The sequence below is a fragment of the Pseudomonas synxantha genome, assembly GCF_900105675.1.
Taxonomy (GTDB): Bacteria; Pseudomonadota; Gammaproteobacteria; order Pseudomonadales; family Pseudomonadaceae; genus Aquipseudomonas; species Aquipseudomonas synxantha.
In genome coordinates, this window is record NZ_LT629786.1 from 1,625,623 (window position 1) to 1,647,675 (window position 22,053).

At 60.1% G+C, this 22,053-nt stretch carries 21 protein-coding genes and 1 pseudogene; 17 read left to right on the top strand and 5 right to left on the bottom strand.

Features of this window, described 5'->3' with window-relative positions:
• Nucleotides 1–32 precede the first annotated feature (32 nt).
• The 7 genes and pseudogenes from BLU48_RS31655 (at nucleotide 33) to BLU48_RS07905 (ending at nucleotide 5,325) form a co-directional block, all read left to right on the top strand.
• Nucleotides 33–197, top strand: coding sequence for a hypothetical protein (locus BLU48_RS31655; RefSeq protein WP_156422425.1), 165 nt, complete (start codon nucleotides 33–35; stop codon nucleotides 195–197).
• On the top strand, nucleotides 197–1,126 hold the full coding sequence (locus BLU48_RS07885) for a ZIP family metal transporter (RefSeq protein ID WP_057025576.1): 930 nt from the start codon (nucleotides 197–199) through the stop codon (nucleotides 1,124–1,126). Before BLU48_RS31655 ends, BLU48_RS07885 begins: the two co-directional genes overlap by 1 nt.
• Before the next feature lie 163 nt (nucleotides 1,127–1,289).
• Entirely contained in the window at nucleotides 1,290–1,451 is a 162-nt protein-coding gene (locus tag BLU48_RS31995) for a hypothetical protein (protein ID WP_164484442.1), read from the top strand.
• 5 nt (nucleotides 1,452–1,456) lie between these two features.
• Nucleotides 1,457–1,774, top strand: coding sequence for a hypothetical protein (locus BLU48_RS07890; protein ID WP_046068601.1), 318 nt, complete (start codon nucleotides 1,457–1,459; stop codon nucleotides 1,772–1,774).
• Nucleotides 1,775–1,926: 152 nt separating this feature from the next.
• Entirely contained in the window at nucleotides 1,927–2,667 is a 741-nt protein-coding gene (locus tag BLU48_RS07895; protein ID WP_057025577.1) for a hypothetical protein, read from the top strand.
• A gap of 142 nt (nucleotides 2,668–2,809) precedes the next feature.
• Nucleotides 2,810–3,078, top strand: a pseudogene (locus BLU48_RS07900) (hypothetical protein).
• Nucleotides 3,079–3,213: 135 nt separating this feature from the next.
• On the top strand, nucleotides 3,214–5,325 hold the full coding sequence (locus BLU48_RS07905; RefSeq protein ID WP_057025578.1) for a TonB-dependent receptor family protein: 2,112 nt from the start codon (nucleotides 3,214–3,216) through the stop codon (nucleotides 5,323–5,325).
• Nucleotide 5,326: 1 nt separating this feature from the next.
• On the opposite strand, the gene BLU48_RS07910 is transcribed toward BLU48_RS07905, so the two are convergent.
• Nucleotides 5,327–7,147, bottom strand: a complete 1,821-nt coding sequence (locus BLU48_RS07910) for a sigma-54-dependent Fis family transcriptional regulator (RefSeq protein WP_057025579.1) — start codon at nucleotides 7,145–7,147, stop codon at nucleotides 5,327–5,329.
• Between the two features lie 366 nt (nucleotides 7,148–7,513).
• On the opposite strand from BLU48_RS07910, the gene BLU48_RS07915 reads away from it, so the two are divergent.
• The 6 genes from BLU48_RS07915 to BLU48_RS07940 are packed head-to-tail and all read left to right on the top strand — an operon-like array spanning nucleotide 7,514 to nucleotide 13,438.
• Nucleotides 7,514–8,608 (top strand): ABC transporter ATP-binding protein, encoded by a 1,095-nt coding sequence (locus tag BLU48_RS07915; protein ID WP_043046713.1) that lies wholly within the window; start codon nucleotides 7,514–7,516, stop codon nucleotides 8,606–8,608.
• Complete coding sequence (locus tag BLU48_RS07920) at nucleotides 8,608–9,705, top strand: ABC transporter ATP-binding protein (protein ID WP_057025580.1); 1,098 nt, start codon at nucleotides 8,608–8,610, stop codon at nucleotides 9,703–9,705. The genes BLU48_RS07915 and BLU48_RS07920 overlap by 1 nt, the downstream gene beginning before the upstream one ends.
• Nucleotides 9,702–10,568 (top strand): carbohydrate ABC transporter permease, encoded by an 867-nt coding sequence (locus tag BLU48_RS07925; protein WP_005789024.1) that lies wholly within the window; start codon nucleotides 9,702–9,704, stop codon nucleotides 10,566–10,568. Before BLU48_RS07920 ends, BLU48_RS07925 begins: the two co-directional genes overlap by 4 nt.
• 10 nt (nucleotides 10,569–10,578) lie before the next feature.
• Complete coding sequence (locus BLU48_RS07930; RefSeq protein ID WP_003174634.1) at nucleotides 10,579–11,379, top strand: carbohydrate ABC transporter permease; 801 nt, start codon at nucleotides 10,579–10,581, stop codon at nucleotides 11,377–11,379.
• 11 nt (nucleotides 11,380–11,390) lie between these two features.
• Entirely contained in the window at nucleotides 11,391–11,663 is a 273-nt protein-coding gene (locus tag BLU48_RS07935; RefSeq protein WP_003232363.1) for a DUF2160 domain-containing protein, read from the top strand.
• A gap of 32 nt (nucleotides 11,664–11,695) precedes the next feature.
• Nucleotides 11,696–13,438 carry an ABC transporter substrate-binding protein gene (locus tag BLU48_RS07940; protein WP_057025581.1) on the top strand — a complete coding sequence of 581 codons (1,743 nt, stop codon included), beginning with the start codon at nucleotides 11,696–11,698 and terminating at the stop codon, nucleotides 13,436–13,438.
• A gap of 45 nt (nucleotides 13,439–13,483) precedes the next feature.
• Here BLU48_RS07940 and BLU48_RS07945 read toward each other — a convergent pair whose 3' ends face one another.
• The 4 genes from BLU48_RS07945 to BLU48_RS32495 all read right to left on the bottom strand — a co-directional run bounded on the left by BLU48_RS07945 (nucleotide 13,484) and on the right by BLU48_RS32495 (nucleotide 16,655).
• The gene (locus tag BLU48_RS07945; protein ID WP_057025582.1) at nucleotides 13,484–14,353 is read right to left on the bottom strand and encodes an alpha/beta fold hydrolase; all 870 of its coding nucleotides are present in this window, start codon (nucleotides 14,351–14,353) and stop codon (nucleotides 13,484–13,486) included.
• Complete coding sequence (locus tag BLU48_RS07950; protein WP_057025583.1) at nucleotides 14,350–15,072, bottom strand: class I SAM-dependent methyltransferase; 723 nt, start codon at nucleotides 15,070–15,072, stop codon at nucleotides 14,350–14,352. The genes BLU48_RS07945 and BLU48_RS07950 overlap by 4 nt, the downstream gene beginning before the upstream one ends.
• Before the next feature lie 170 nt (nucleotides 15,073–15,242).
• A complete protein-coding gene (locus BLU48_RS07955; protein ID WP_057025584.1) occupies nucleotides 15,243–16,484 on the bottom strand; it encodes a YcaO-like family protein in 1,242 nt (413 codons plus the stop codon).
• A gap of 48 nt (nucleotides 16,485–16,532) precedes the next feature.
• Nucleotides 16,533–16,655 (bottom strand): hypothetical protein, encoded by a 123-nt coding sequence (locus tag BLU48_RS32495; RefSeq protein ID WP_255320523.1) that lies wholly within the window; start codon nucleotides 16,653–16,655, stop codon nucleotides 16,533–16,535.
• A gap of 542 nt (nucleotides 16,656–17,197) precedes the next feature.
• On the opposite strand from BLU48_RS32495, the gene BLU48_RS07960 reads away from it, so the two are divergent.
• From BLU48_RS07960 to BLU48_RS07975, 4 genes are all read left to right on the top strand, one after another.
• Nucleotides 17,198–18,577 (top strand): iron-containing redox enzyme family protein, encoded by a 1,380-nt coding sequence (locus BLU48_RS07960; RefSeq protein ID WP_057025585.1) that lies wholly within the window; start codon nucleotides 17,198–17,200, stop codon nucleotides 18,575–18,577.
• 11 nt (nucleotides 18,578–18,588) lie between these two features.
• Entirely contained in the window at nucleotides 18,589–19,533 is a 945-nt protein-coding gene (locus BLU48_RS07965; protein WP_057025586.1) for a methyltransferase, read from the top strand.
• Between the two features lie 5 nt (nucleotides 19,534–19,538).
• Nucleotides 19,539–20,657 carry a carboxylate-amine ligase gene (locus BLU48_RS07970; protein ID WP_057025587.1) on the top strand — a complete coding sequence of 373 codons (1,119 nt, stop codon included), beginning with the start codon at nucleotides 19,539–19,541 and terminating at the stop codon, nucleotides 20,655–20,657.
• 84 nt (nucleotides 20,658–20,741) lie between these two features.
• Nucleotides 20,742–21,989, top strand: coding sequence for a zinc-dependent alcohol dehydrogenase (locus tag BLU48_RS07975; protein WP_043046718.1), 1,248 nt, complete (start codon nucleotides 20,742–20,744; stop codon nucleotides 21,987–21,989).
• Nucleotides 21,990–22,053: the final 64 nt, after the last annotated feature.

The window sequence follows — 22,053 nt, forward strand, 5'->3', positions numbered from 1 at the left end:
CCAAGCTGAAAAATTATAATCAGGAGATTCCCATGAGTCGTGATCACGTGAATATGGCTTCGACTTCAGTTACAGCATTGGACGCTCTATTCCGCTCGGCAGCCGCTTCGTTCGAGCGTGATGCTGGGCGTATTGCCCAGCAACTGGCGTTGATGAAACGTCCTGCGCGGCGCGGTTCAATCAAGCGGGGCGGCTGATGTCGGAATTGACCACGGCGCCTGAAGGCTTGAAGAACGGCTGGGTCCAGCGTGCTGCGCAGTTGGGCTGGTCAGGAAGGTTATTCTGGACGGTTCTTGCGACGGTCACTGTCCTGCTGCTCGTTTGCGGGTATAGCGCGATTGTAGATGCCGATAAAAACCACCTTCGCTACGCCGTATTGGGGGGCGCGAGTGGTTTTGTCGCGACGGCAGCCGGTGCCATCGCTGCAATACTTTTGCGTGATATCGGCGCGAAGACCCAGGATGTGATGCTGGGGTTCGCCGCCGGGATGATGCTTGCAGCGAGTTCCTTCTCATTGATCCTGCCAGGCATTGACGCCGCTCAAGCCATCAGTGGCAATCAGCTGTTGGCCGCGGGCGTCGTCGTGTTGGGGCTTGCCCTTGGCGTTGCGCTGATGGTCGGACTTGACCGCTTCGTACCTCACGAACATGCCGAGATTGGACGCCAAGGTCCACAGACCGAGCGCTTCAACCGTGTCTGGTTGTTTGTTCTTGCGATCACGCTGCATAACCTGCCCGAGGGCATGGCCATTGGTGTCAGCTTTGCCCATGGAGACCTGACCGTTGGCATGCCCCTGACAACCGCTATCGCCATCCAGGATATCCCTGAGGGCCTGGCGGTGGCACTGGCGCTGCGCGTGACCGGCATTTCGGCATTGCGCGCCGCGCTTGTTGCCATCGGCTCCGGACTGATGGAGCCGCTGGGCGCTGTGGTCGGCCTGGGGATTTCAAGTGGATTTGCCTTGGGTTATCCCATCGCATTAGGACTTGCCGCAGGGGCGATGATTTTTGTCGTGTCTCACGAAGTCATTCCAGAAACCCACCGCAATGGGCACCAGACATCTGCCACATTGGGGTTGATGTTGGGCTTTGCGGTGATGATGTTTCTGGACACGGCGCTTGGTTAGCATGGGCAGTGGCTGTGTGGCAGGTTGCCGTCAGCAAGGCGCCAAAAGCTGCGCAAACACGTATCGGCATTCCCTATTTGTGAATGACATCACGATGCCTCTATGATCAGCACGCGCCCGGCATCGGGCCGCTGAGCCTCAACCCCCTTTGAAGGATACGAGCATGGACAAGTACTTCGATAATTCAGGCCTTTTCAAACGCACTTCGTATGAAGGCAATGCCTCCCTGGACGCCAGCATCACTGGCTGGGAGCTGAAAAATATCGCGCTGAATACGAAGGAATTTTTGATATGTCCAAAGAACTACTCGGAGTTTTTGCTTTAGGGTTGATGGTGATCGGGGAGTTTTGTGCAATCTACAGCGAGGTGGTAACCGCCAGGCTGGCCCACACCGGTGGCGGCTCCTGGGGAGCGTTTGTGCTGCCCGTCGTGGTGATGTGTTTTGCCGGGTTTTGCCTGCTGGGCGCCTATTGGCTGGGGTATAGGGCGGTGGGTGACATCTGGATTGTCACCGTGGTCTCGGTCACGTCCTTGTTGCTGCTTGAGCCAGTGGTGGTGTGGTCGCTGTTTCATGAAGCGCCAGGGCGCGGCGCGCTGGTCGGGTTTTGCCTGGGCGCCTTGGGCATGCTTGCCACGATACTGCTTTAACGCACCCGTTCATCCAGTGCCGGGTCAGATCAGCGCCTGTAGTCCTATGCTTATCTGACCCGTGCGGCTGCACTTTTTTCCATTCTGCTGATCTATCCCTGTCCCGGCCACCCGACTCCCGCGGGTAGCCCACAGAATCAGACCCGGTGCCGATGGATCGAACGTCAACCGTTTTTACCTCGCTATGGCCGCTGTTGTTGGCTGTGGTATTCGCGCTCTGCGCAGTGGGCTGCAGCCAGCAACAAGGCCGCGATATCGCCAGGCAGTTCAGCAGCGGCAAGCCCGATGAGTTCTTCCAGACCAGCGTCGACCGCATGGCGACCCTGGGCATGCGTGACAACCTGCAAAGCCTCTACCTGCTGATGAGCAAGCTCTACCTGCGTAACCCCAACCAGTGGCGCCAGTCGGGTTACCCGGATGCGGTGAGCGCTGCGCGGGAAATCCGCCAGGCCATCGAAAACCGCCAACCCTTGCCCGCACTGGGAGACCGGCGTGATTTGGCCGCGCTGAGTTATTCGTTGAGTCCCGACTTTCGTGGCGACCGGGTCGGTGCGTTTATCTACGCGATCGGCAGCATGCTCGTGACCGCCCACGGCGGGCGCACGCAGTTTTATGTGACTGACTCGATCAACCCGCAATTCGTCAGCAATGCCGCACGCAATATCGAAAAGGCCACCTGGCTGCTCAGCCAACGCCAGGATGCCAACGGTGTATTGCTGCTGTTTTCCAATGAGATATCGGAAGAGGGCAGCAACCTCAGTTTTGCTGTTGAGTTCGGCAAGATCGTTGCGCGCCTCGACTTGCTTACCGAAATTCTCGATGAACGTTACCGCCGCATCGGCCTCAATTATGCACAAAGCCTGTTGCTGATGAATTTTCTGCCGGTCCAGTGAGACGCGACAACGCGCATAAATAGCTCAAACGGTGCGGTGTTTCCCTTTCCACTGTAGGAAGCGGCCTATCTTGCCTCCTGCTGCTTGAAACGCGTCCCTGCGGGCAATAGCCTCGGATTTTTCTTAAACACGAGGCCCTACCTTGGGTAAACGAAAAACGGTTTGGCCCACGGATCGCGAAATACGTTTGCGGTTTATCCTCTTCGCCGTGATCGATGCGGCGACTGTCCAGGGCGTCTCTGCCGAGTTGCTGTTGCCGGCCCACAAGCTGCTGCGTGACTCGCCCACGGAGGCCCAGTTGCGCGATGCACTGGGTGAGATTCTGGCCACGGAGCAATGTGCGGTTTCCGCTTCCCGGCAGGATCGGAGGCCGATGATCTGATGCGGGCTTTGGCGGCGCCGGACGGCTAAATCAGGTTCGATACTGTTTTGAACGCCGCCTGGTCCGTCAATAAGGCGTGACTTGGCGGGCGTGCCTGCCTTCCCATCACTGTTCGCGTGGTGGGCCCGGCCTGCCACGCTCCTGAATTCCAAGGACCCGCGCCAATGTTGCTGCGTCAACCCCCGTTCCTTTTTGCCGCCCTGACTCTCAGCTCGCTGGTACAGGCCGAAGGCCTGCAATTGGCGCCGGTCGAAGTCACCACCACTGAGGCCAGCGCTGGCGAAATCGCCCAGGCGCAGCTCAACAGCGTGCCCGGCGGCACCAACTACATCGATATGAGCAGCGTGCAACAGGGGCGTGTCAGCACTAACGAAGATGTGTTCAAGTACCAGGCCGGGGTGTACGCCAAGGCGGCGAATAACGAAGGGGTGAAGTTATCCATTCGCGGCTCGGGCTTGAACCGCAGCCCGGGTGCCCATGGCTCCGGCCTGTATGAGATGTTCGACGGCCTGCCGCTGACTGGCCCCGGCGGCACGCCCTATGAGCTCAAGGACCCGCTGTGGCAAAGCCGGGTGGAAGTGCTGCGGGGCGCCAATGGGTTCGATCAGGGCGCATTGGCCTTGGGCGGTTCGGTCAATTACGTCACCCACACCGGCTACGACGCGCCCAAGCTGCAAATGCGCTACGAGGTCGGCAGTCGCGGCTACGCCCAGCGCGAGGTCAGTTCCGGCCAGGTGCTGGGGGATGCCGACTACTACATCAGCCTTACCGATTCAGAGTCCGACGGCTACCAGCACCAGAGCGCCGGCACCGGCAAGGGCATTGCCGCCAACTTTGGCTACCGCTTCAACCCGGACCTGGAAACGCGTTTCTACCTGCGCTACCGCGAAACCACCAACGATTCCCCCGGCAAGCTCACGCGCTACCAGGTCAGCCATGACCCGCGTGCCGCCAACAGCGTGAATGCTGCTCGCGATTCCAAACGCCTGCAACCGGGCTCCACCTGGATCGCCAACAAGACCACCTTGCAACTGGACGACGCATCAAGGGTCGAGGTCGGGCTGGCCTATCATGACTACCCCATGGACCTGCGCGAAGGCAGCAACCGCCTGAAAGTCGCCTACACCGATATCAGCGGCACCCTCAACTACATCCGCCAGGACAGCCTGTTCGGCCATGCCAGCAAAACCACCGTCGGCTTGCGTACCACCCAGGCGATGCCCAACAATGGCGCCTCCGAGTACGTACGCACCCCCACTGGCAATACCGCCAGCTACGCCCCCGGCACCAAGACCCGCGACTACAGCTACCTGGGGTCAGACACCGTGCTGCACATCGGCAACGACCTGGAGCTGGTCCCCGACCTATGGCTCACCACCGGCCTCGCCGCGATCTACACCCGCCGCGAAACCCAGGTGACTTACCCCGAGGGCCAGGCGCCGCTCAGTCAGCATGACTGGGACTACGCACCGCGCATCGGCCTGCGTTACGACTTCACCCCGCAATTGCAGCTGTACACCAACCTGAGCCGCTCGGTGGAGCCGCCCCATGCCTGGTCGATGATCTGGGGTTCCAACAAGTACTTCAGCACCGGACCCGCGAATGGGCTGGCACGCGAAGGCGTCAGCCTGAAGAACCAGACCGCCACCACCCTGGAAATCGGCGGGCGCGGCGAAGCCTGGCTCGGCCAGTGGGACCTGGCCCTCTACCGCTCCGAAGTACGCCACGAACTGCTCTCCGTGGAAACCCAGGCCCAGACCTCCACCAGCAATGCCGTTATCGCCGAATCCAACGCCAGCCCCACCGTGCACCAGGGTGTGGAACTGGGCCTGCTCAGCCCGTTATGGGACGGCGGCCGCAGCGGCAAGCTCGACCTGCGCCAGGCCTACACCTTCAGCGATTTCCACTACCGCGACGATGAGCGTTTCGGTGACAACACCCTGCCCGGCATCCCCAAGCACTACTACCAGGCGCAGGTGCGCTACAGCCACCCGACGGGTTTCTACACCAGCCTCAACACCGAGCATGCTTCACGGGTTGCTGTGGACTACGCCAATTCCTACTATGCCGCGGCCTACACTACCTTCGGTGCCACCTTCGGCTACGACGCACCCAAACAGGACTGGCAAGCCTGGGTCGACTTGCGCAACCTCACCAACCGTCGTTATGCCAATACCGTTACGCCGGGTTACGACGACAAGGGCATGGACGCAGCACGCTCTACCCCTGCTGATGGACGTGGTGTTTACACCGGTGTGTCTTGGAGTTGGCGTTAAATCAGCCTTCGTGCTGGCGCAGGCGTTTGTACAGGGTGTTGCGGCTTACCCCCAGTTCCCGCGCCAGGTGGGAAATATTTCCGCCCACGGCCTCAAGGCGTTGGCTCAGATCCAGGTTGTCATCCAGGCGCTCACGTGTAGACAGCGGCGCCGCCTCTTTTAGATCGACAAAAAAATCATCGGGCAGATGCTCCGCACGGATCGGCTGTTCTTCGGCCATTGCCAGCGCCACCTGTAACACGCTGCTCACCTGGCGCAAATTCCCCGGCCACGGATGTTGCTCGAACAACCCCAGCACCTCGGCACTCAGCCCGGCCCACTGGGTCGGCTCGCGGTGTTGCTGCCACAGTTGCTGGAACAACGCCTGTTTGTCAGTGCGCTCGCGCAACGGCGGCAACTCCAGGGTCAGGCCGCCGATGCGGTAGTACAAGTCCTCACGAAAGCGCCCGGCCTGCACCAGCTCACGCAGGGCCCGGTTGGTCGCCGAGATGATGCGCAAGTCCACCGGGAACACCTCGCTGCTGCCCACCGGTTGCACGCAGCGCTCTTGCAACACCCGCAACAACCGGGCCTGGGTCGGCAATGGCATATCGCCAATCTCATCGAGAAACAGCGTGCCCTTGTCCGCCTTGCGGATCAGACCGATGCTGCCTTTCTGATTGGCGCCGGTGAAGGCGCCTTTTTCATAGCCGAACAGTTCCGATTCCACCAACTCAGCGGGAATCGCCGCACAGTTCACCGCGATAAACGCCTGGCGGCTGCGGGAACTGGCCTGATGCAGGGCCTTGACGAACACCTCTTTGCCCACGCCGGTCTCGCCGTGGATCAGCAGCGGAATGTCCTTTTCCAGCAGACGCTCGGCCTGGCGCACGGCTTTTTCCACCCGTGCATCGCCAAAATGCAGGGTCTTGAGGTTGATCGAGGTCGGGGTTGGCGGCGGCGTCGGTTCATTGAACACCCGCGCTTGCACCGGCATCTGCTTGGGCCGCTTCAACAGGCACTGGAACCGATTGCGTCCCGCGGCCTGCAGCGAGAACGGCAAGCCCTCCGGCTGGTTGAGCAGCTCCAGCAGCGAGACCTTGAACAAACGGTCGATCATCACCCGCGACAGGCTGATACCCAGCAGGTTGTCCGCACGCCGGTTGGCCGACAGCACCTGGCCGCTTTCATCGAAGATCAACAGGCCGGCCCACTGGCTGTCGAGATTGCTTAAGCCGGTGTTGAACGTCAGTTGGAAATGTTCGCCGCGGAACAGGTTGAGGATCAGCCGGTTTTCCACGGTCTGGCTCATCATCTTGACCATGCCCAGGGTGTGGGAGGGCGGCAGGTAGCTGTCGCTGGACACATCCAGCACCGCGATGATTTCGCGCTGTGCATCGAAAATGGGGGCGGCCGAGCCGGTCATGAAGCGGTTGGCCTTGAGAAAGTGTTCATCGTGTTCGATATGCACCGCCTGGGCGCAAGCCAGCGCGGTGCCAATGGCATTGGTGCCGCTGGAACGCTCCTTCCAGCTGGCGCCAGGGCTGAAACCACGGGCCAGCTTGGGCTCGATAAAGCGCTGGGTGCCCCACGAGGTCAGCACCTGGCCCTGGTTGTCGGCCAGCATGATCAGGCAGTTGGAATTGCTGAGGATGTTCTCGTAGTAGGGCAGCACTTCCTGGTGGGTGGTCTGCACCAGTGAATGCTGGCTCTCCAACAGTTGGCGAATGCCTTCGGCGGGGAGTTGGTCAAAGCTGGGAGCGCTCTGGTGATCCAGGCCAAAGGCGCGGCAACGGCGCCAGGAATCCTGGATAAGGGTGTCGTGAGCCAGTGGTTCGGCCATGGTGCGACCTTCATTTTTATTGTTATTGGATGTGCACATTCAACCATTGAAATGGGTTCAAGTGTGGGAGGGGGCTTGCTCCCGATAGCGGTGTGTCAGTCAGCATTTTTTCACTGACACACCGCTATCGGGAGCAAGTCGAATCGTCGCACCGCCCCTCCCACATTTTTATCCTCTGTTGGTCATGAGAGTGTTGTTCAGAACTGTTCATTGTCAACCCCGAAAGTGTTCAGTTGTTCAGCCACTTTGTTCACTCCTGAACATCCCCATTAACCTATTTCCTTACGCATCAAGCGCTTGCAGTTTTGGCACGAAACTCGCTCTGACGACTGGCCAGATTCATTCCAATAATAAAAAGGTCGTGTCATGTCATTGACCCTGGAACATGTCTCCCGCGTTGTCGACGGCCAAACCTGGATCGACGACGCCAACCTGCGTTTCGAAGCCGGTTCGTTCAACGTCTTGCTCGGTCGCACGCTGTCCGGCAAGACCAGCCTGATGCGCCTGATGGCCGGCCTGGACAAGCCCGACAGCGGCCGCATCCTGATGAACGGCGTGGACGTCACGCAAAAACCGGTGCGCCTGCGAAATGTGTCGATGGTCTACCAGCAGTTCATCAACTACCCGACCATGACCGTATTCGAAAACATCGCCTCGCCGTTGCGCCAGGCCGGTGTGTCCAACGAGCTGATCCAGAGCAAGGTGCTGGAAACCGCCAGGATGCTGCGCATCGAGAAATTCCTGCAGCGTCATCCGCTGGAACTGTCCGGCGGTCAGCAGCAACGCACCGCCATGGCCCGCGCCTTGGTCAAGGACGCAGAACTGATTCTGTTCGATGAGCCGCTGGTCAACCTGGACTACAAACTGCGCGAAGAGCTGCGTCAGGAAATGCGCGAGCTGTTCAAGGCACGTCATACCATCGCCATCTATGCCACCACCGAACCCAACGAGGCCCTGGCCCTGGGTGGCACCACCACCATTCTTCACGAGGGCCGCGTGATCCAGAGCGGCAAGGCGGCCGAGGTCTATCACCAGCCGCAGACCGTGCTTGCCGCCGAGCTGTTCTCCGAGCCGCCGATCAACCTGATGCCCGGGCGCATCAGCGGCAACGAAGTCAGTTTTGCCAACTTCGTGCATTTCCCGCTCAACGTCGACCTGCGTCCCATCGGCGAAGGCGAATTTCGCTTTGGCGTGCGCCCCAGCCACATCAGCCTGGTGCCGAGTAATGACGATGACCTGGAGCTGGCGGTGACCGTGGAAGTCGCCGAGATCAGCGGCTCGGAAACCTTCCTGCATGTACGCAGCGAGCATTTCCTGCTGGTGCTGCACCTGCCGGGGGTGCACGAGTACGACGTCGACGCGCCGATCCGCGTGTATATCCCCACCCATAAACTGTTTGTGTTCGATGGCCAGGGCCGTTTGGTCCAGGCCCCAGGGCGCCGTATCGCGAGGGTTGCCTGATGGCCGAGATCCATTTGCGTAACCTAGCCCATAGCTACAGCCCTACGCCAGCGGGGCCAGAGGACTACGCTATCCGGGAAATGAACCACGTATGGGAGCAGGGCGGCGCCTACGCCTTGCTCGGGCCGTCGGGCTGCGGCAAGTCCACGTTGCTCAATATCATCTCCGGCCTGCTCAGCCCCTCCGAGGGCCAGGTGCTGTTCGACACCCAGGTGGTCAACGACCTGACCCCGGAGAAACGCAATATCGCCCAGGTGTTCCAGTTCCCGGTGGTGTACGACACCATGACGGTGTTCGATAACCTGGCCTTCCCGCTGCGAAACCAGGGCATGGCTGAGGCGAAAATCCACAGCAAGGTGCAGGAAATTGCCGAGGTCCTCGACCTGCAAAACCTGCTGAACAAAAAAGCCCGAAACCTCACCGCCGACGAAAAACAGAAAGTCTCCATGGGCCGTGGCCTGGTCCGCGATGACGTCTCGGCGATCCTGTTCGACGAGCCGTTGACGGTGATCGACCCGCACCTGAAATGGAAGCTGCGGCGCAAGCTCAAGCAGATTCATGAGCAGTTCAATATCACCATGGTCTACGTCACCCACGATCAACTGGAAGCTTCCACCTTCGCCGACAAGATCGCGGTGATGTACGGCGGGCAGATCGTGCAGTTCGGCACCCCGCGTGAATTGTTCGAGCGCCCAAGCCATACCTTTGTCGGCTATTTCATCGGCAGCCCCGGGATGAATCTGATTGAGGTGCAGGCCAAGCCCGGCGGCGTGGGCTTTGCCGACACGCTGCTGCCGTTGTCCGAGGCCTTGCAGCAACGTATCAGCGCCACCGACTACCAAAAGCTCCAAGTGGGCATCCGCCCGGAATTTATCCACGTATGGGACGAGTACAACCCTGACGCCCTGCAAGCCGAGATCGTGCACGTGGAAGACCTCGGCACCTACAAGATCATGACCCTCAACCTCGACGGCGCGCCGCTGAAAGTGCGCCTGGCCGAAGACAAGCCAGTGCCGGAGGGCAGGGCGTCGATCAGCTTCCCCGCGCAATGGCTGATGCTCTACGCCGACGATTACCTGCTGGAGGTGGCGCCATGAACAAGGTGCAGAACAACAAGGCCTGGTGGCTGGTGTTGCCGGTGTTCCTGCTGGTGGCGTTCAGTGCGGTGATCCCGATGATGACCGTGGTCAACTACTCGGTGCAGGACATTTTCGACCAGTCCAGCCGCTATTTCGTCGGGGCTGACTGGTACAAGCAGGTGCTGCTTGATCCGCGCCTGCACGACTCGCTGCTGCGCCAGTTCATCTATTCGGCCTGCGTGCTGCTGATTGAAATCCCCCTGGGCATCGCCATCGCCCTGACCATGCCAACCAAGGGCCGTTGGTCATCGCTGGTGCTGATCATTCTCGCCATTCCGCTGCTGATTCCGTGGAACGTGGTCGGCACCATCTGGCAGATTTTCGGGCGTGCCGACATCGGCCTGCTGGGTTCGACCCTCAACGCCATGGGCATCAGCTATAACTATGCGGCCAATACCATGGACGCCTGGGTCACCGTGCTGGTGATGGACGTGTGGCACTGGACCTCATTGGTGGCGCTGCTGTGCTACTCCGGTCTTCGGGCCATCCCGGACGTGTACTACCAGGCGGCGCGTATTGATCGTGCCTCGGCCTGGGCAGTGTTCCGACATATCCAATTGCCGAAGATGAAAAGCGTGTTGCTGATCGCGGTGATGCTGCGCTTCATGGACAGTTTCATGATCTACACCGAGCCCTTCGTCCTCACTGGCGGCGGGCCGGGTAACGCCACCACTTTCCTCAGTCAGACGCTGACCCAGATGGCCGTAGGCCAATTCGACCTGGGCCCGGCGGCGGCGTTTTCCCTGGTGTACTTCCTGATCATCCTGTTGGTGTCCTGGCTGTTCTACACCGCCATGACCCACTCCGACGCCAATCGCTGAGGCCGCCAACATGAGCAAGCGCAAGGTTATCCCATTACTGATCTACATCCTGTTCCTGCTGGTGCCGATCTACTGGCTGTTGAACATGTCCTTCAAGAGCAACACCGAAATCCTCGGCGGCCTCACGCTGTTTCCGCAGGATTTCACCCTGGCCAACTACAAGGTGATCTTTACCGACCCGAGCTGGTACACCGGTTACCTCAACTCGTTGTACTACGTGAGTCTGAACACGGTGATCTCCCTCAGCGTGGCGTTGCCGGCAGCCTATGCGTTCTCGCGCTACCGCTTCCTGGGTGACAAGCACCTGTTCTTCTGGCTGCTGACCAACCGCATGGCGCCGCCGGCAGTGTTTCTGCTGCCGTTTTTCCAGCTGTATTCCTCCATCGGCCTGTTCGATACCCACATCGCCGTGGCCCTGGCTCACTGCCTGTTCAACGTGCCGTTGGCGGTGTGGATCCTTGAAGGCTTCATGTCCGGTGTACCCAAGGAAATCGACGAAACCGCCTACATCGATGGCTATAGTTTTCCCAAGTTCTTCGTGAAAATTTTTATCCCGCTGATCGGCTCCGGCATCGGCGTCACGGCGTTTTTCTGCTTTATGTTTTCCTGGGTCGAGTTGCTGCTGGCGCGCACCCTGACTTCGGTCAACGCCAAGCCCATCGCAGCGGTGATGACTCGCACGGTTTCGGCCTCGGGTATCGACTGGGGCGTGCTGGCAGCGGCGGGGGTGTTGACCATCCTGCCGGGCATGCTGGTGATCTGGTTTGTTCGCAACCACGTGGCCAAGGGCTTCGCCCTGGGCCGGGTCTAGAGGAATCGATGATGGAATGGATGGCCTGGACCACCCCTACTGCGCTGTTTTTTGGCGGCATCGCGCTGATCCTGGCGGGCATGACCACCTGGGAACTGCGCTCGCCGAGCATCCCCCGGCGCGGTTTTCTGCCGATCAGTACCACTCGTGGTGATCGCTTGTTTATCGGACTTCTCGGCAGCGCCTACCTGCATTTGCTGGTGATCGGCGTTACCGACTGGAGCATCTGGGTGGCGTCCGCGCTCTCCCTGGTATGGCTGTTGAGTGTGATGCGTTGGGGCTAGTGCCCTTATGAATAAACAACCAGGAGGTCTCTATGTTGAATAAAAACAATAAGCTGCGACATAGCATTTCATTGGCCGCCGTACTGGCCCTCAGCGGGTTGAGCGCCTCGGCCTGGGCCGATGCCTATGAAGATGCCGCGAAAAAATGGATCGTCAGCGAGTTCAAGCCCTCCACCCTCACCGAAGCCCAACAGCTCGAGGAGTTGAAGTGGTTTATCAAGGCGTCGGAACCCTTCCGTGGGATGAAAATCAACGTGGTGTCGGAAACCCTTACCACACACGAGTACGAGTCCAAGGTGCTGGCCAAGGCTTTCAGTGAAATCACCGGGATCAAGCTGACCCACGACCTGCTCCAGGAAGGCGACGTGGTGGAGAAGCTGCAAACCCAGATGCAGTCCGACAAGAACATCTACGACGGCTGGGTTAACGATTCCGACTTGATCGGTACGCACTTTCGCTACGGCAAGACCGAATCCATCACCGACCTGATGGCCAATGAAGGCAAGGACTTCACCTCGCCGACCCTGGACCTCAAGGACTTTATCGGCCTGTCCTTCACCACCGCGCCGGACGGCAAGATCTACCAGCTGCCCGACCAGCAGTTCGCCAACCTCTACTGGTTTCGCGCCGACTGGTTCGAACGCCCGGAGCTGAAAGCCAAGTTCAAGGAAAAATACGGCTACGACCTCGGCGTACCAGTGAACTGGTCGGCCTATGAAGACATCGCCAAGTTCTTCAGCGAAGACGTCAAGGAAATCGACGGCAAGCGCATCTATGGGCACATGGACTACGGCAAGAAAGACCCGTCCCTGGGCTGGCGCTTCACCGACGCCTGGTTCTCCATGGCCGGCGGCGGCGATAAAGGCTTGCCCAACGGCCTGCCGGTAGACGAATGGGGCATACGTGTGGAGGACTGCCACCCGGTGGGCTCCAGCGTGACCCGCGGCGGCGATACCAACGGCCCGGCGGCAGTGTTCGCCACGCAGAAATACGTGGACTGGATGAAGGCCTACGCGCCACCGGAAGCAGCCGGCATGACCTTCTCCGAATCCGGCCCGGTGCCGTCCCAGGGCAACATCGCCCAGCAGATCTTCTGGTACACCGCGTTTACTGCCGACATGGTCAAGCCGGGCCTGCCGGTGGTGAACGCCGACGGCACGCCGAAATGGCGCATGGCGCCGTCGCCGGTCGGGCCTTATTGGGAGAAGGGCATGAAGAAGGGCTATCAGGACGTAGGTTCCTGGACCTTCCTCAAGTCCACCCCCGAGAAGCAGAAACTTGCGGCCTGGCTCTACGCGCAGTTCGTCACCTCCAAAACTGTGTCGCTGAAGAAAACCATCGTGGGCCTGACGCCGATTCGTGAGTCGGATATCAACTCCCAGGCCATGACTGACATGGCCCCCAAACTCGGCGGCCTGGTGGAGTTCTACCGCAGCCCGGCTCGCACCGAGTGGTCGCCGACCGGCACCAACGTGCCGGACTACCCCCGCCTGGCGCAACTGTGGTGGAGCAACATCGCCGCCGCCGCCAGCGGCGAGAAAACCCCGCAACAGGCGTTGGACAACCTGGCCAAGGAACAGGACGCGATCATGACGCGCCTGGAACGCTCCAAGGTGCAACCGGTATGCGGCCCGAAAATGAACCCCGAGCGTGACGCGCAATACTGGTTTGACCAGCCGGGTGCACCGAAGCCGAAACTGGCCAATGAGAAGCCGAAAGGCGAAACCGTGAACTACAACGACCTGCTAAAGCAGTGGGAAGCGGCGCGTAAATAATCGCGGTGGGGATTGAAGGATAAAACGGCATGCTTGCGTGCCGTTTTACCTTTGCGCGTCAGTCGTGCAGGCCAGGCTTTGGCGAACCGCATTCAACAGCGTGGGGTTGAACGCGTCGTGTCCGGCCTTGAACAATCGGCACTGCAAGGGCACACGCCGACGCAACCAACGCAGGCTTGCCAGGCCAATGGCATCGTTGACACCTTGTATGACCTGGCACACGTGGGTCAATGACAGTGCCTTATCCTGTTCGGTAAAAAAATACCCGGCTCGGTGGTAGTGCAGTTCCAGGCGAATCGCCCGCAGCGCGACATCATCGATAAACGCTTCCAACGCTTGTGCGTCGAAGTATTGGCGGTTAGCCCGCAGACCCGCTTTTACCCAAGCCATGGCGGCGAGCCGTTGGTGGTGCAGGTTGGGATGCTCGATGTCACTGCACAGGTGTCTGAACGAGGTGAAACCCAAGGTTTTCAGGTGTCGCGTCAACGCTCGATGGTAGGCTGCCCTGTTTTCGGGAGAGGGCACGAACAGGGACGCCAATACCAGCCGACTTACTCTGGAAGGGTGATGCCAGGCATATTGCAGCGCCAGCCAACTCCCCCAGGAAATACCCAGCAACGCGATTTGGGTAAAACCGAAGTACTGCCGCAAGGCTTCAATATCTTCAATGACCAGAGCTGTGTTGTTGTCCCGGCATTCGCCATGGGGTGTAGAGCGTCCGCCACCGCGCTGGTCGAACAAAATGATGTCAAAACGCGCCGAGTCAAAAAAATCCAGATGATGACCGCTGGAACAGCCGCCCGGGCCTCCGTGTAAAAAGAATACGGGTTCGGCGCCGTCACAGCCGTGGCGTTCCCAGTACAGGGAGTGACCATCCGCCCTTGGCAAGTAGCCCTGTCGGGGTATTGGCCTCATGGCGAGGGCCGTGTGAGCACATAGCATTGGAACAGCTCAAGCCGATTCGGTCGTGAGGCTATACACGATTCCAGAATCAACCCCGATTGTTGCGCAATCCAGGGGACTGCTGGCAGCACCGGAGTATGACCAAACACCAGGGCCACGCCCCCCGGGTTGAGGGAAGTGAGCAGGGTACCCAGCAAGGCTTCGGCATCAAGACGGGACATAACTTCTGCATTGAGAAACCGCAGGATCAATGCGTCGCAGTTTATTGACTCTACGGTTGCATCGGCTTGCCGCAAGTGCACGGGTGAGCTGGCGTACTGGGCGCGGGCATGGTCGATCATCGAGCCGCAACGGTCAGAACCCATGTGCCGGCAGTGAGGTAACGCACGTGCCAGATGGGCGATCAGTGCACCCGTGGAGCAGGCGGGGTCGTGTATCAAGGCCCCAGGTTTGAGACGGTCACGCAATAGGCGGACGCAGTGTTCTCGAAAGTGCCCTTCGTCTATATCTAACTGCGCGGCGCGTTCATCGTCGCACTCCCAGAAGCTCGGCGGGCAGATAAACTCTTTACCGTCCGGGCCCAAGGGCGGGTAGGGAAAGCAGACTTCACTGTGGGCGTATTGCTTGGCCTGGATGAATGCCTGTTGTTTTTCCTTCAGGGTGGCGGCTTGAAAAAAAACGCAAAGGCCTTCATGACTCCAATGCAGGTATTCAAGTGGGCCCAGTAACATCCAAGGTTGCAGGATACTGGTTAACCGATGTTGTCCCTGCCCTGAGGTTGTACGCCGGTTTCGGCCCACCCAGCGCAGGCTACCGGTATTGAGTATGAACAAATGGGCGAGTCCGAAGCCCTGCGGCTCCACATGACGCTGCCATGTGCAGGGCGAATGGTTGGCAGGGCTCACACTGCCACCGCCTCGGGCGACCCGCACAAGTCACGGCCTCGTCGATGGGGAACGACGATATTGCCGGTGGATACCAGGAAAAATCGCTCAAGCCCGGGTACCACCACATTGACCAGCGCAGTTCCAAGATGGCTTTTGAACAGCGTGCATACACCGGATACCAGGCCGTGCTTGGCCAGGTCCTTTACCAGATGCGCGATTTGCTCACTCAAAGGCATTGGCTGCGGGCTCCCTTGCAAGTTCACCCATTCCACGGGTTGCCCCAGCAAATGGTCGGTGTTGAATTGCAGGCACCGTAGCAGGCGGGGGAACTGGGCGAGGTGCCGTTGGGCATTGAGCAGGTAAGCGTGCAAAGGAGGTTCGGCCTCCAGTCGTTTCAATTGAGCCAGCTCTGTCAGCGCGCGCCAGGCTGCATGATTGGGCGTCAGCGAGGTGCCCGTGCCGTATACCGTGGGCATCGCGCAGGGGCTATTGATGAAAGCCAGGCAGGTGGTCGCGCAAAATTCGCTGCTGATATCCAGCAAAATCACTTCGCCCTTCAATTGCAGGCTGAGCTCGCGCCAGTAGGCTCTCGCATCCGGGCTCAATTGGCTGGGATCGATCCGGCGCAAGCTGTGCGGACGCTGGTAGTAGAAATGGTTCAGCAGAAACACTGACAAGGCATCACGTTCAATACTCTCGTTCAATGCATGCAGCAGCGCCTCGTCGTAGCTGGCGCCGATGGCTGTTCCATTGTTGCTTGAGTAACGCCGCAAGGCGCGCAGATCCGTAGGGTCGTCTTGCAGTGGAAACTCATTGTACCGGGGGCATGTCAGCGCAAGCGGATAGGAGAATGGCTGATCGTCAACCAGGCTGCGATAGGTACGACAGACGATACTGCCTTGCTGTTTCTGGACCAGCAGGTTTACTGCATCATCCGACGCAAAGTGCGGGTGGCTGGCGAAGTAGCTGAACGGTTGGCGGTGAAACGAGGCGGGAGGTAGGTTGTCGCTCAAGTAATGCTCAAGCGCTTCGTATAGCGCGCCTACCTCAGCTGCTGCCAGGAGACCCTTGCCTGCGCCACGGGCAGCTTCTTTCGAATCTGCCGTCAGCAAGCTGGCTTGCACGCACAGGATATCGGCACCCAGGGTGCGCAGGTTGGCGCGTAGCCCAAGCTCATCCAGTTGTTTGAGAATCAGTCGACGAGCCTGCTCCAGTGGCAGGCTGCGTTCGGGAGCATTGGCTGAGTGCGTGTTCATGATGCTGACTCCTGAAAAGAGGAGAGGCATTGCCTCTCCTCGACTCACTTACTCGGCTTCCAGTTCGGCTTTTTCCGTTTCGGTGAGTTGCAGGTTGTCGATGAAGTCATCGACCTGGCTCTGTTCCAACTGCTCCATCTCAGCGATTTTATTTGCATTTGCGCTAGCCATATATCCCATGGTGAAAGCCTCTCGGTTATTTGAAGGTTGTTGTTAAGTACTCGGTGAGCACCCTTGAAACCTACAAAACACCGCGAAATAGGGCAAATATCACGCATTTGTTACGAAAACGTGTTGGCGGCTGCTCGGAAAACAATCCACACGCTTTATCGCTCGACAATGCATGAAGAGCGTAAAGGCTGCTGTGTGCGGGTGTTAATCAGGTGCGTGTGCCCTCGGGCAATAGCGAGCGCTGTAGCGCGCACTCGTTGGCAAGGCTGCGAAAAGGTGTTCGAACGCATGTTGATTGTCGACAGGGGGCGAGGACGGATCTGCTGTTACAGGGCGCGGGCGCTTGGAGACCACCGTGCGCGTTGATATTTTTTACAGAACAATTGCTGCCTCAATGACCGCTGATCCGCACTCACGCAATCCCAATGGAATTTTGCATATATCCCAAGGCTCTGCATTTTAGAAGCGCACGTGTTCGAGCGCTCTTGCGGGGCCGCCTTGTTGGGAGGCCTGTTGTAACGGACTTTGCGGAAACTGCCATCATGACACTCCTTACAGCGCTGTCAGGCCAGCCGGCCTCCATGACCCCATCGGCTCACGGCCCCTATCAGGAGCTTTACCAGCAGCTTTATGGGGAAACCCATGGCTGTGAAGAAGCTGCGCGTAACCTCCTGCAAGCGCAATTGGCCCAGGTACGCGAGGCACCCAGTGAATTGCCCGAAATGCCCGAGCAGTTGCCGGCCTGGATCGAACAGCGTTGCGCGGACGTGGCCCAGGCTTACGCCGACTACCTTGAGCAACGCCAGCAAGGCCGGCCTCGGCGCTATTTCCAGAACAAGGCCCATGCGTTGTATTTCCTGCAGCGCGTGGGCCCGACCAAACAGGTGGATGGCGCCTGGCTCAACGGCTTGCTGCGCTATTGGCAAGACCCGCGTTTCGATGGCCTGCTCACCACCTACCTGGAAGAGTTGGGCGATGGCGAGGCCGCGCAGAACCATGTGGTGATCTACCGCAAATTGCTCAGCGACCACGATGCCGACAGCGAAGCCGGCCTGGACGATGACCACTACCTGCAAGGTGCGCTGCAATTAGCCCTGGGCCTGTGCGCCGAAGAGTTCCTGCCGGAGATCATCGGCTTCAACCTGGGCTACGAACAGTTGCCCCTGCACCTGCTGATAACCTCCTACGAGCTGAGCGAACTGGGCATCGACCCCTATTACTTCACCCTCCACGTCACCATCGACAACGCCAGCAGCGGCCATGCCTGCAAGGCCGCGCAATCGGTGCTGAGCCTGTTGCCGCTGGGCGAGGGCAAGGCGGATTTCTACCGGCGCGTGGCGCAAGGGTATCGCCTCAATGATCTTGGCCCGGGCACCACGGCGGTGATCAAGCAATTTAACTTGCAGGACGAAGTGGTCGCGATGCTTGAACGCAAGCGCGCCTTCGGCCAGCACATGCATTCAGACTACTGCCGCTTCGAAGGCAAGACCGTTAACCAGTGGCTGGCCAAGCCGGGGCAGATCGGCGATTTCCTCAAGGCCCTGGAAGACAAGGGTTGGATCAAACGCAATGAGGATCCCGCCGAGAGCCGCTTCTGGCAACTGATCGAGGGCGCCGGCGCGGCGATGTTTGGTGTGTTCAGCGGCTATGAAAAACAACTGATGCATGACTGGATCGCCGGGGACTGGATCAGCAGCCAGCGCGTGCCGCCGGTTCGTCCGGGACGTGGCAGCCGTTTCTCCCGCGAGCAGCATCGCCCGGCGGATCCGGACACTCAGGCCCTGGTGGATTCATTGTGGAAACTGCCCGATGACCAACAGCTCAACGCGCTGATTCCCTGGATGTCGGCGCGCCGTCACTGTACGCCCGCGGGGCTGTATGCGACCCGCCGCTTTATCCAATTGCGTGCGCGTTTGCGCTAAGGAACCTGCCCATGTCTGCACAACAACTCGCTGATCGCGCCTTGCTGAACCTGGGCCGAGGGTTGAAGGAAAGTGGCTATCGCTTTATCACGCCAACGCCCCTGACCCACGAGCGTGTCTACCGGCGTTTGGCGACGCCGCTGGCGATGAACATGCGTGACGTATTCGGCTGGTCGATGCCGTTCGACAATGAGCTGTTGCCGGAGGCGTTTCGCGAAGAACTGCAGCAAGCCGACGTGATCGAAAAGCACGACTCCTTATGGCGCAGCACGGTGCGTTGGTCGAGCCTCGATGGGCTGCTGTTTGCCCATTCACCATTTCCCACCGTGCAAGCGGATGCGGTATTTTTCGGCCCCGACAGCTACCGTTTTGCCCAGGTGATCGAAGCCCATCTGCAACAGCGTTTCGAACCGCTCAAGCGCGCAGTGGATATCGGCTGTGGTGCTGGTGTCGGCGCCCTGGTGGTTGCCCGCGCACGGCATGACGCCGAGGTGCTGGCGGTGGATATCAACCCCCGCGCCCTGCGCATGACCGCCGTGAATGCCGAGCTGGCCGGGCTGAGTAACGTCAGCGTCTATCACAGCGATGTGCTGGCCAGCGTCGAGGGTGAATTCGACTTGATCGTCGCCAACCCTCCGTACATGAATGACGATTGCCAGCGCGCCTATCGCCATGGCGGCGGCGCATTGGGCGAGCAGTTGTCGGTGCGCATCGTCAGCGAGTCCATCGGGCGCCTGTCCCTTGGCGGCAGCCTGGTGCTCTACACCGGCGTGGCGATGGTGGCAGGTGGCGATCCGTTCCTGGAAGCAGTCAAGCCGCTGTTGGCCAACGATGCCTATGGCTGGACCTACCGTGAATTGGACCCCGACGTCTTTGGCGAAGAACTCGACAAACCGGGGTATGAAGGTGTGGAGCGCATCGCCGTGGTCGCGCTTACCGTCACACGGCTGCGCTGACGTCCATGCTCACCTTTGGTATCGAAGAGGAATACCTGCTCACCGATCTGCGCACCCGCTGCATGCTCGCCGAACCCTCGACGGCGGTGCTGGCGGCCTGCCGTGAGGCGATTGGCGGTGGCTTCGCCTATGAGATGTTCCAAGGGCAGATCGAGGCCGCCTCACCAGTCTTCACTACCAGCGGCGAAGCGGCGGATTACCTGGCGACAGTGCGCGGCAACCTCGCCGACGCCTTGGGCGAATTCGGCCTAGGTGCCGTGTGTGCCGGCAGCCATCCCTTGGCCGATTGGCGCATGCAGCGGCCAACCCCACAGGCGCATTTCCAGCAACTGTTCGATGATATCCAGTATGTGGCGCGGCGCAGTGTGTTGTGCGGGCTGCACGTGCATGTGCAGGTCCCGCAAACACTGGACCGCATCGCCGTGATGAACCAGGTGTCGCCGTGGCTGCCGTTGTTGTTGCTGCTCAGTTGCTCGTCGCCGTTTTGGGACGGCATGCCCAGCGGCTTCATGAGTTATCGCCAGGCGGCTTGTGATGAGTGGCCGCGCATGGGCGTGCCCGAACATTTTGCCGATTGGGACGAGTACCTGCACTACCTTGCCTTGCTGCAGCGCATGGGCGCGATCAAGGCCGACGGCAACGGCTGGTGGGGCATTCGCCCGGCAGCGCGTTACCCGACCCTTGAGCTGCGCATGACTGACGCCTGCCCACGGCTGGCGGATGCCTTGGCCCTTGCCACGCTGTTTCGGGTGATGGTCACCCACGCGTGCACCCTGGAGCGCCCCGGCGCCGAATTCAGCGCCCAGGCGCGTTGGCTGCTCAAGGAAAACCGCTGGCAGGCTAAACGCTACGGCGCAGCGGGCCGGTTTGCGTTGGACGACAAGGGTGCCATGGGCAGCGCTGAGCAATGGCTGCAATGCGCCCGACAGACCTTTGCCGCCACCGCCGAAGCCATGGGCGAGGCGCAGCTGTTCGATTCCCTGCAAGCACTGCTGCGGCGCGGCAACAGCGCGACCGAACAATTGCGCTGGTACGCCCAGGCGCGGGCCGATGGTGCCGATGACCTGGAGTGCCTGCGCTATGTGGTCGACCAGCTGCTGGCCCAGGGCAGGGGCGACCACTGATCGGGTGCTGCACCAGGTTGAAGGAACACTGACGCACTTGCGCCGCCCTTAACTAGTAACCCCTCAACGGCAGGAGCGCAGAGCATGCGAGCGATGACTTACCAGGGCGCACACAAGGTGCAGGTCGACACGGTGCCCGATCCGACCATTGAACAACCCGACGATATCATTCTGCGTGTAACCGCCACGGCCATCTGCGGCTCGGACCTGCACCTGTACCGCGGCAAGATCCCCACCGTGGAACACGGCGACATCTTCGGCCATGAGTTCATGGGCATCGTCGAAGAAACCGGCCCGGCGGTCACGGCCGTACAGCGCGGCGACCGCGTGGTGATTCCATTCGTGATTGCCTGTGGCGATTGCTTTTTCTGCCAGCTCCAGCAATACGCCGCCTGCGAAACCACCAACGACGGGCGCGGAGCGATCCTGAATAAAAAAGCCATTCCACCGGGCGCCGCGCTGTTCGGCTATAGCCGCCTGTACGGCGGCATTCCCGGCGGCCAGGCAGAGTTGGTGCGAGTGCCCAAAGCCAACGCCGGGCCATTCAAGGTGCCGGGCACCCTGGCCGATGAAAAGGTGCTGTTCCTCTCCGATATCCTGCCCACCGCCTGGCAGGCGGTGACCAATGCCGGTATCGGCAAGGGCTCAAGCGTGGCGATCTATGGCGCCGGGCCCGTGGGCCTGCTCAGTGCGGCGTGTGCGCAGATGCTGGGGGCCGGGCAAATCTTCATGGTCGACGACCATCCGTACCGGCTGGCCTATGCGCAGAAGATGTACGGTGTGATCCCGATCAACTTCGAAGAAGACGATGACCCGGCCGATACGATCATCCGCCAGACCGCCGGCATGCGTGGCGTCGATGGCGTGGTGGACGCGGTAGGTTTCGAAGCCAAGGGCAGCACCACGGAAACCATCCTCACCACCCTCAAGATCGAAGGCAGCAGCGGCAAGGCCCTGCGCCAGTGCATCGCTGCCGTGCGCCGCGGTGGCGTGGTCAGCGTAGCCGGGGTGTATGCCGGATTTATCCATGGCTTCATGTTCGGCGATGCCTTCGACAAGGGCCTGACCTTCAAGATGGGCCAGACCCATGTGCAGCGCTTTTTACCCGAGCTGCTGGAGCATATCGAACTGGGGCACCTGAACCCCGAGGCGATCGTCACCCATCGGCTGTCCCTGGAACAGGCCGCGCGGGGCTATGAACTGTTTGATAAAGCCGAGGAAGAGTGCCGCAAGGTGATCCTGCTGCCGGGGATCAGTGATCGGCCGCTGACCGAGCCGCTGGAAGAGGAACTGACCCCTGAGTTGCGCGTGCAGGGCGTGCCTGGCTACTAAAAAATGTGGGAGGGGGCTTGCTCCCGATAGCAGTGTGTCAGCCCATACATCGGTTGACTGACAC

Bases quoted from the DNA above. Each gene is read 5' to 3' on its own strand.
- BLU48_RS31655 (WP_156422425.1), top strand. From the start codon at position 33: ATGAGTCGTGATCACGTGAATATGGCTTCGACTTCAGTTACAGCATTG.
- BLU48_RS07885 (WP_057025576.1), top strand. From the start codon at position 197: ATGTCGGAATTGACCACGGCGCCTGAAGGCTTGAAGAACGGCTGGGTC.
- BLU48_RS31995 (WP_164484442.1), top strand. From the start codon at position 1,290: ATGGACAAGTACTTCGATAATTCAGGCCTTTTCAAACGCACTTCGTAT.
- BLU48_RS07890 (WP_046068601.1), top strand. From the start codon at position 1,457: ATGGTGATCGGGGAGTTTTGTGCAATCTACAGCGAGGTGGTAACCGCC.
- BLU48_RS07895 (WP_057025577.1), top strand. From the start codon at position 1,927: ATGGATCGAACGTCAACCGTTTTTACCTCGCTATGGCCGCTGTTGTTG.
- BLU48_RS07905 (WP_057025578.1), top strand. From the start codon at position 3,214: ATGTTGCTGCGTCAACCCCCGTTCCTTTTTGCCGCCCTGACTCTCAGC.
- BLU48_RS07910 (WP_057025579.1), bottom strand. From the start codon at position 7,147: ATGGCCGAACCACTGGCTCACGACACCCTTATCCAGGATTCCTGGCGC.
- BLU48_RS07915 (WP_043046713.1), top strand. From the start codon at position 7,514: ATGTCATTGACCCTGGAACATGTCTCCCGCGTTGTCGACGGCCAAACC.
- BLU48_RS07920 (WP_057025580.1), top strand. From the start codon at position 8,608: ATGGCCGAGATCCATTTGCGTAACCTAGCCCATAGCTACAGCCCTACG.
- BLU48_RS07925 (WP_005789024.1), top strand. From the start codon at position 9,702: ATGAACAAGGTGCAGAACAACAAGGCCTGGTGGCTGGTGTTGCCGGTG.
- BLU48_RS07930 (WP_003174634.1), top strand. From the start codon at position 10,579: ATGAGCAAGCGCAAGGTTATCCCATTACTGATCTACATCCTGTTCCTG.
- BLU48_RS07935 (WP_003232363.1), top strand. From the start codon at position 11,391: ATGGAATGGATGGCCTGGACCACCCCTACTGCGCTGTTTTTTGGCGGC.
- BLU48_RS07940 (WP_057025581.1), top strand. From the start codon at position 11,696: ATGTTGAATAAAAACAATAAGCTGCGACATAGCATTTCATTGGCCGCC.
- BLU48_RS07945 (WP_057025582.1), bottom strand. From the start codon at position 14,353: ATGAGGCCAATACCCCGACAGGGCTACTTGCCAAGGGCGGATGGTCAC.
- BLU48_RS07950 (WP_057025583.1), bottom strand. From the start codon at position 15,072: ATGTTACTGGGCCCACTTGAATACCTGCATTGGAGTCATGAAGGCCTT.
- BLU48_RS07955 (WP_057025584.1), bottom strand. From the start codon at position 16,484: ATGAACACGCACTCAGCCAATGCTCCCGAACGCAGCCTGCCACTGGAG.
- BLU48_RS32495 (WP_255320523.1), bottom strand. From the start codon at position 16,655: ATGGCTAGCGCAAATGCAAATAAAATCGCTGAGATGGAGCAGTTGGAA.
- BLU48_RS07960 (WP_057025585.1), top strand. From the start codon at position 17,198: ATGACACTCCTTACAGCGCTGTCAGGCCAGCCGGCCTCCATGACCCCA.
- BLU48_RS07965 (WP_057025586.1), top strand. From the start codon at position 18,589: ATGTCTGCACAACAACTCGCTGATCGCGCCTTGCTGAACCTGGGCCGA.
- BLU48_RS07970 (WP_057025587.1), top strand. From the start codon at position 19,539: ATGCTCACCTTTGGTATCGAAGAGGAATACCTGCTCACCGATCTGCGC.
- BLU48_RS07975 (WP_043046718.1), top strand. From the start codon at position 20,742: ATGCGAGCGATGACTTACCAGGGCGCACACAAGGTGCAGGTCGACACG.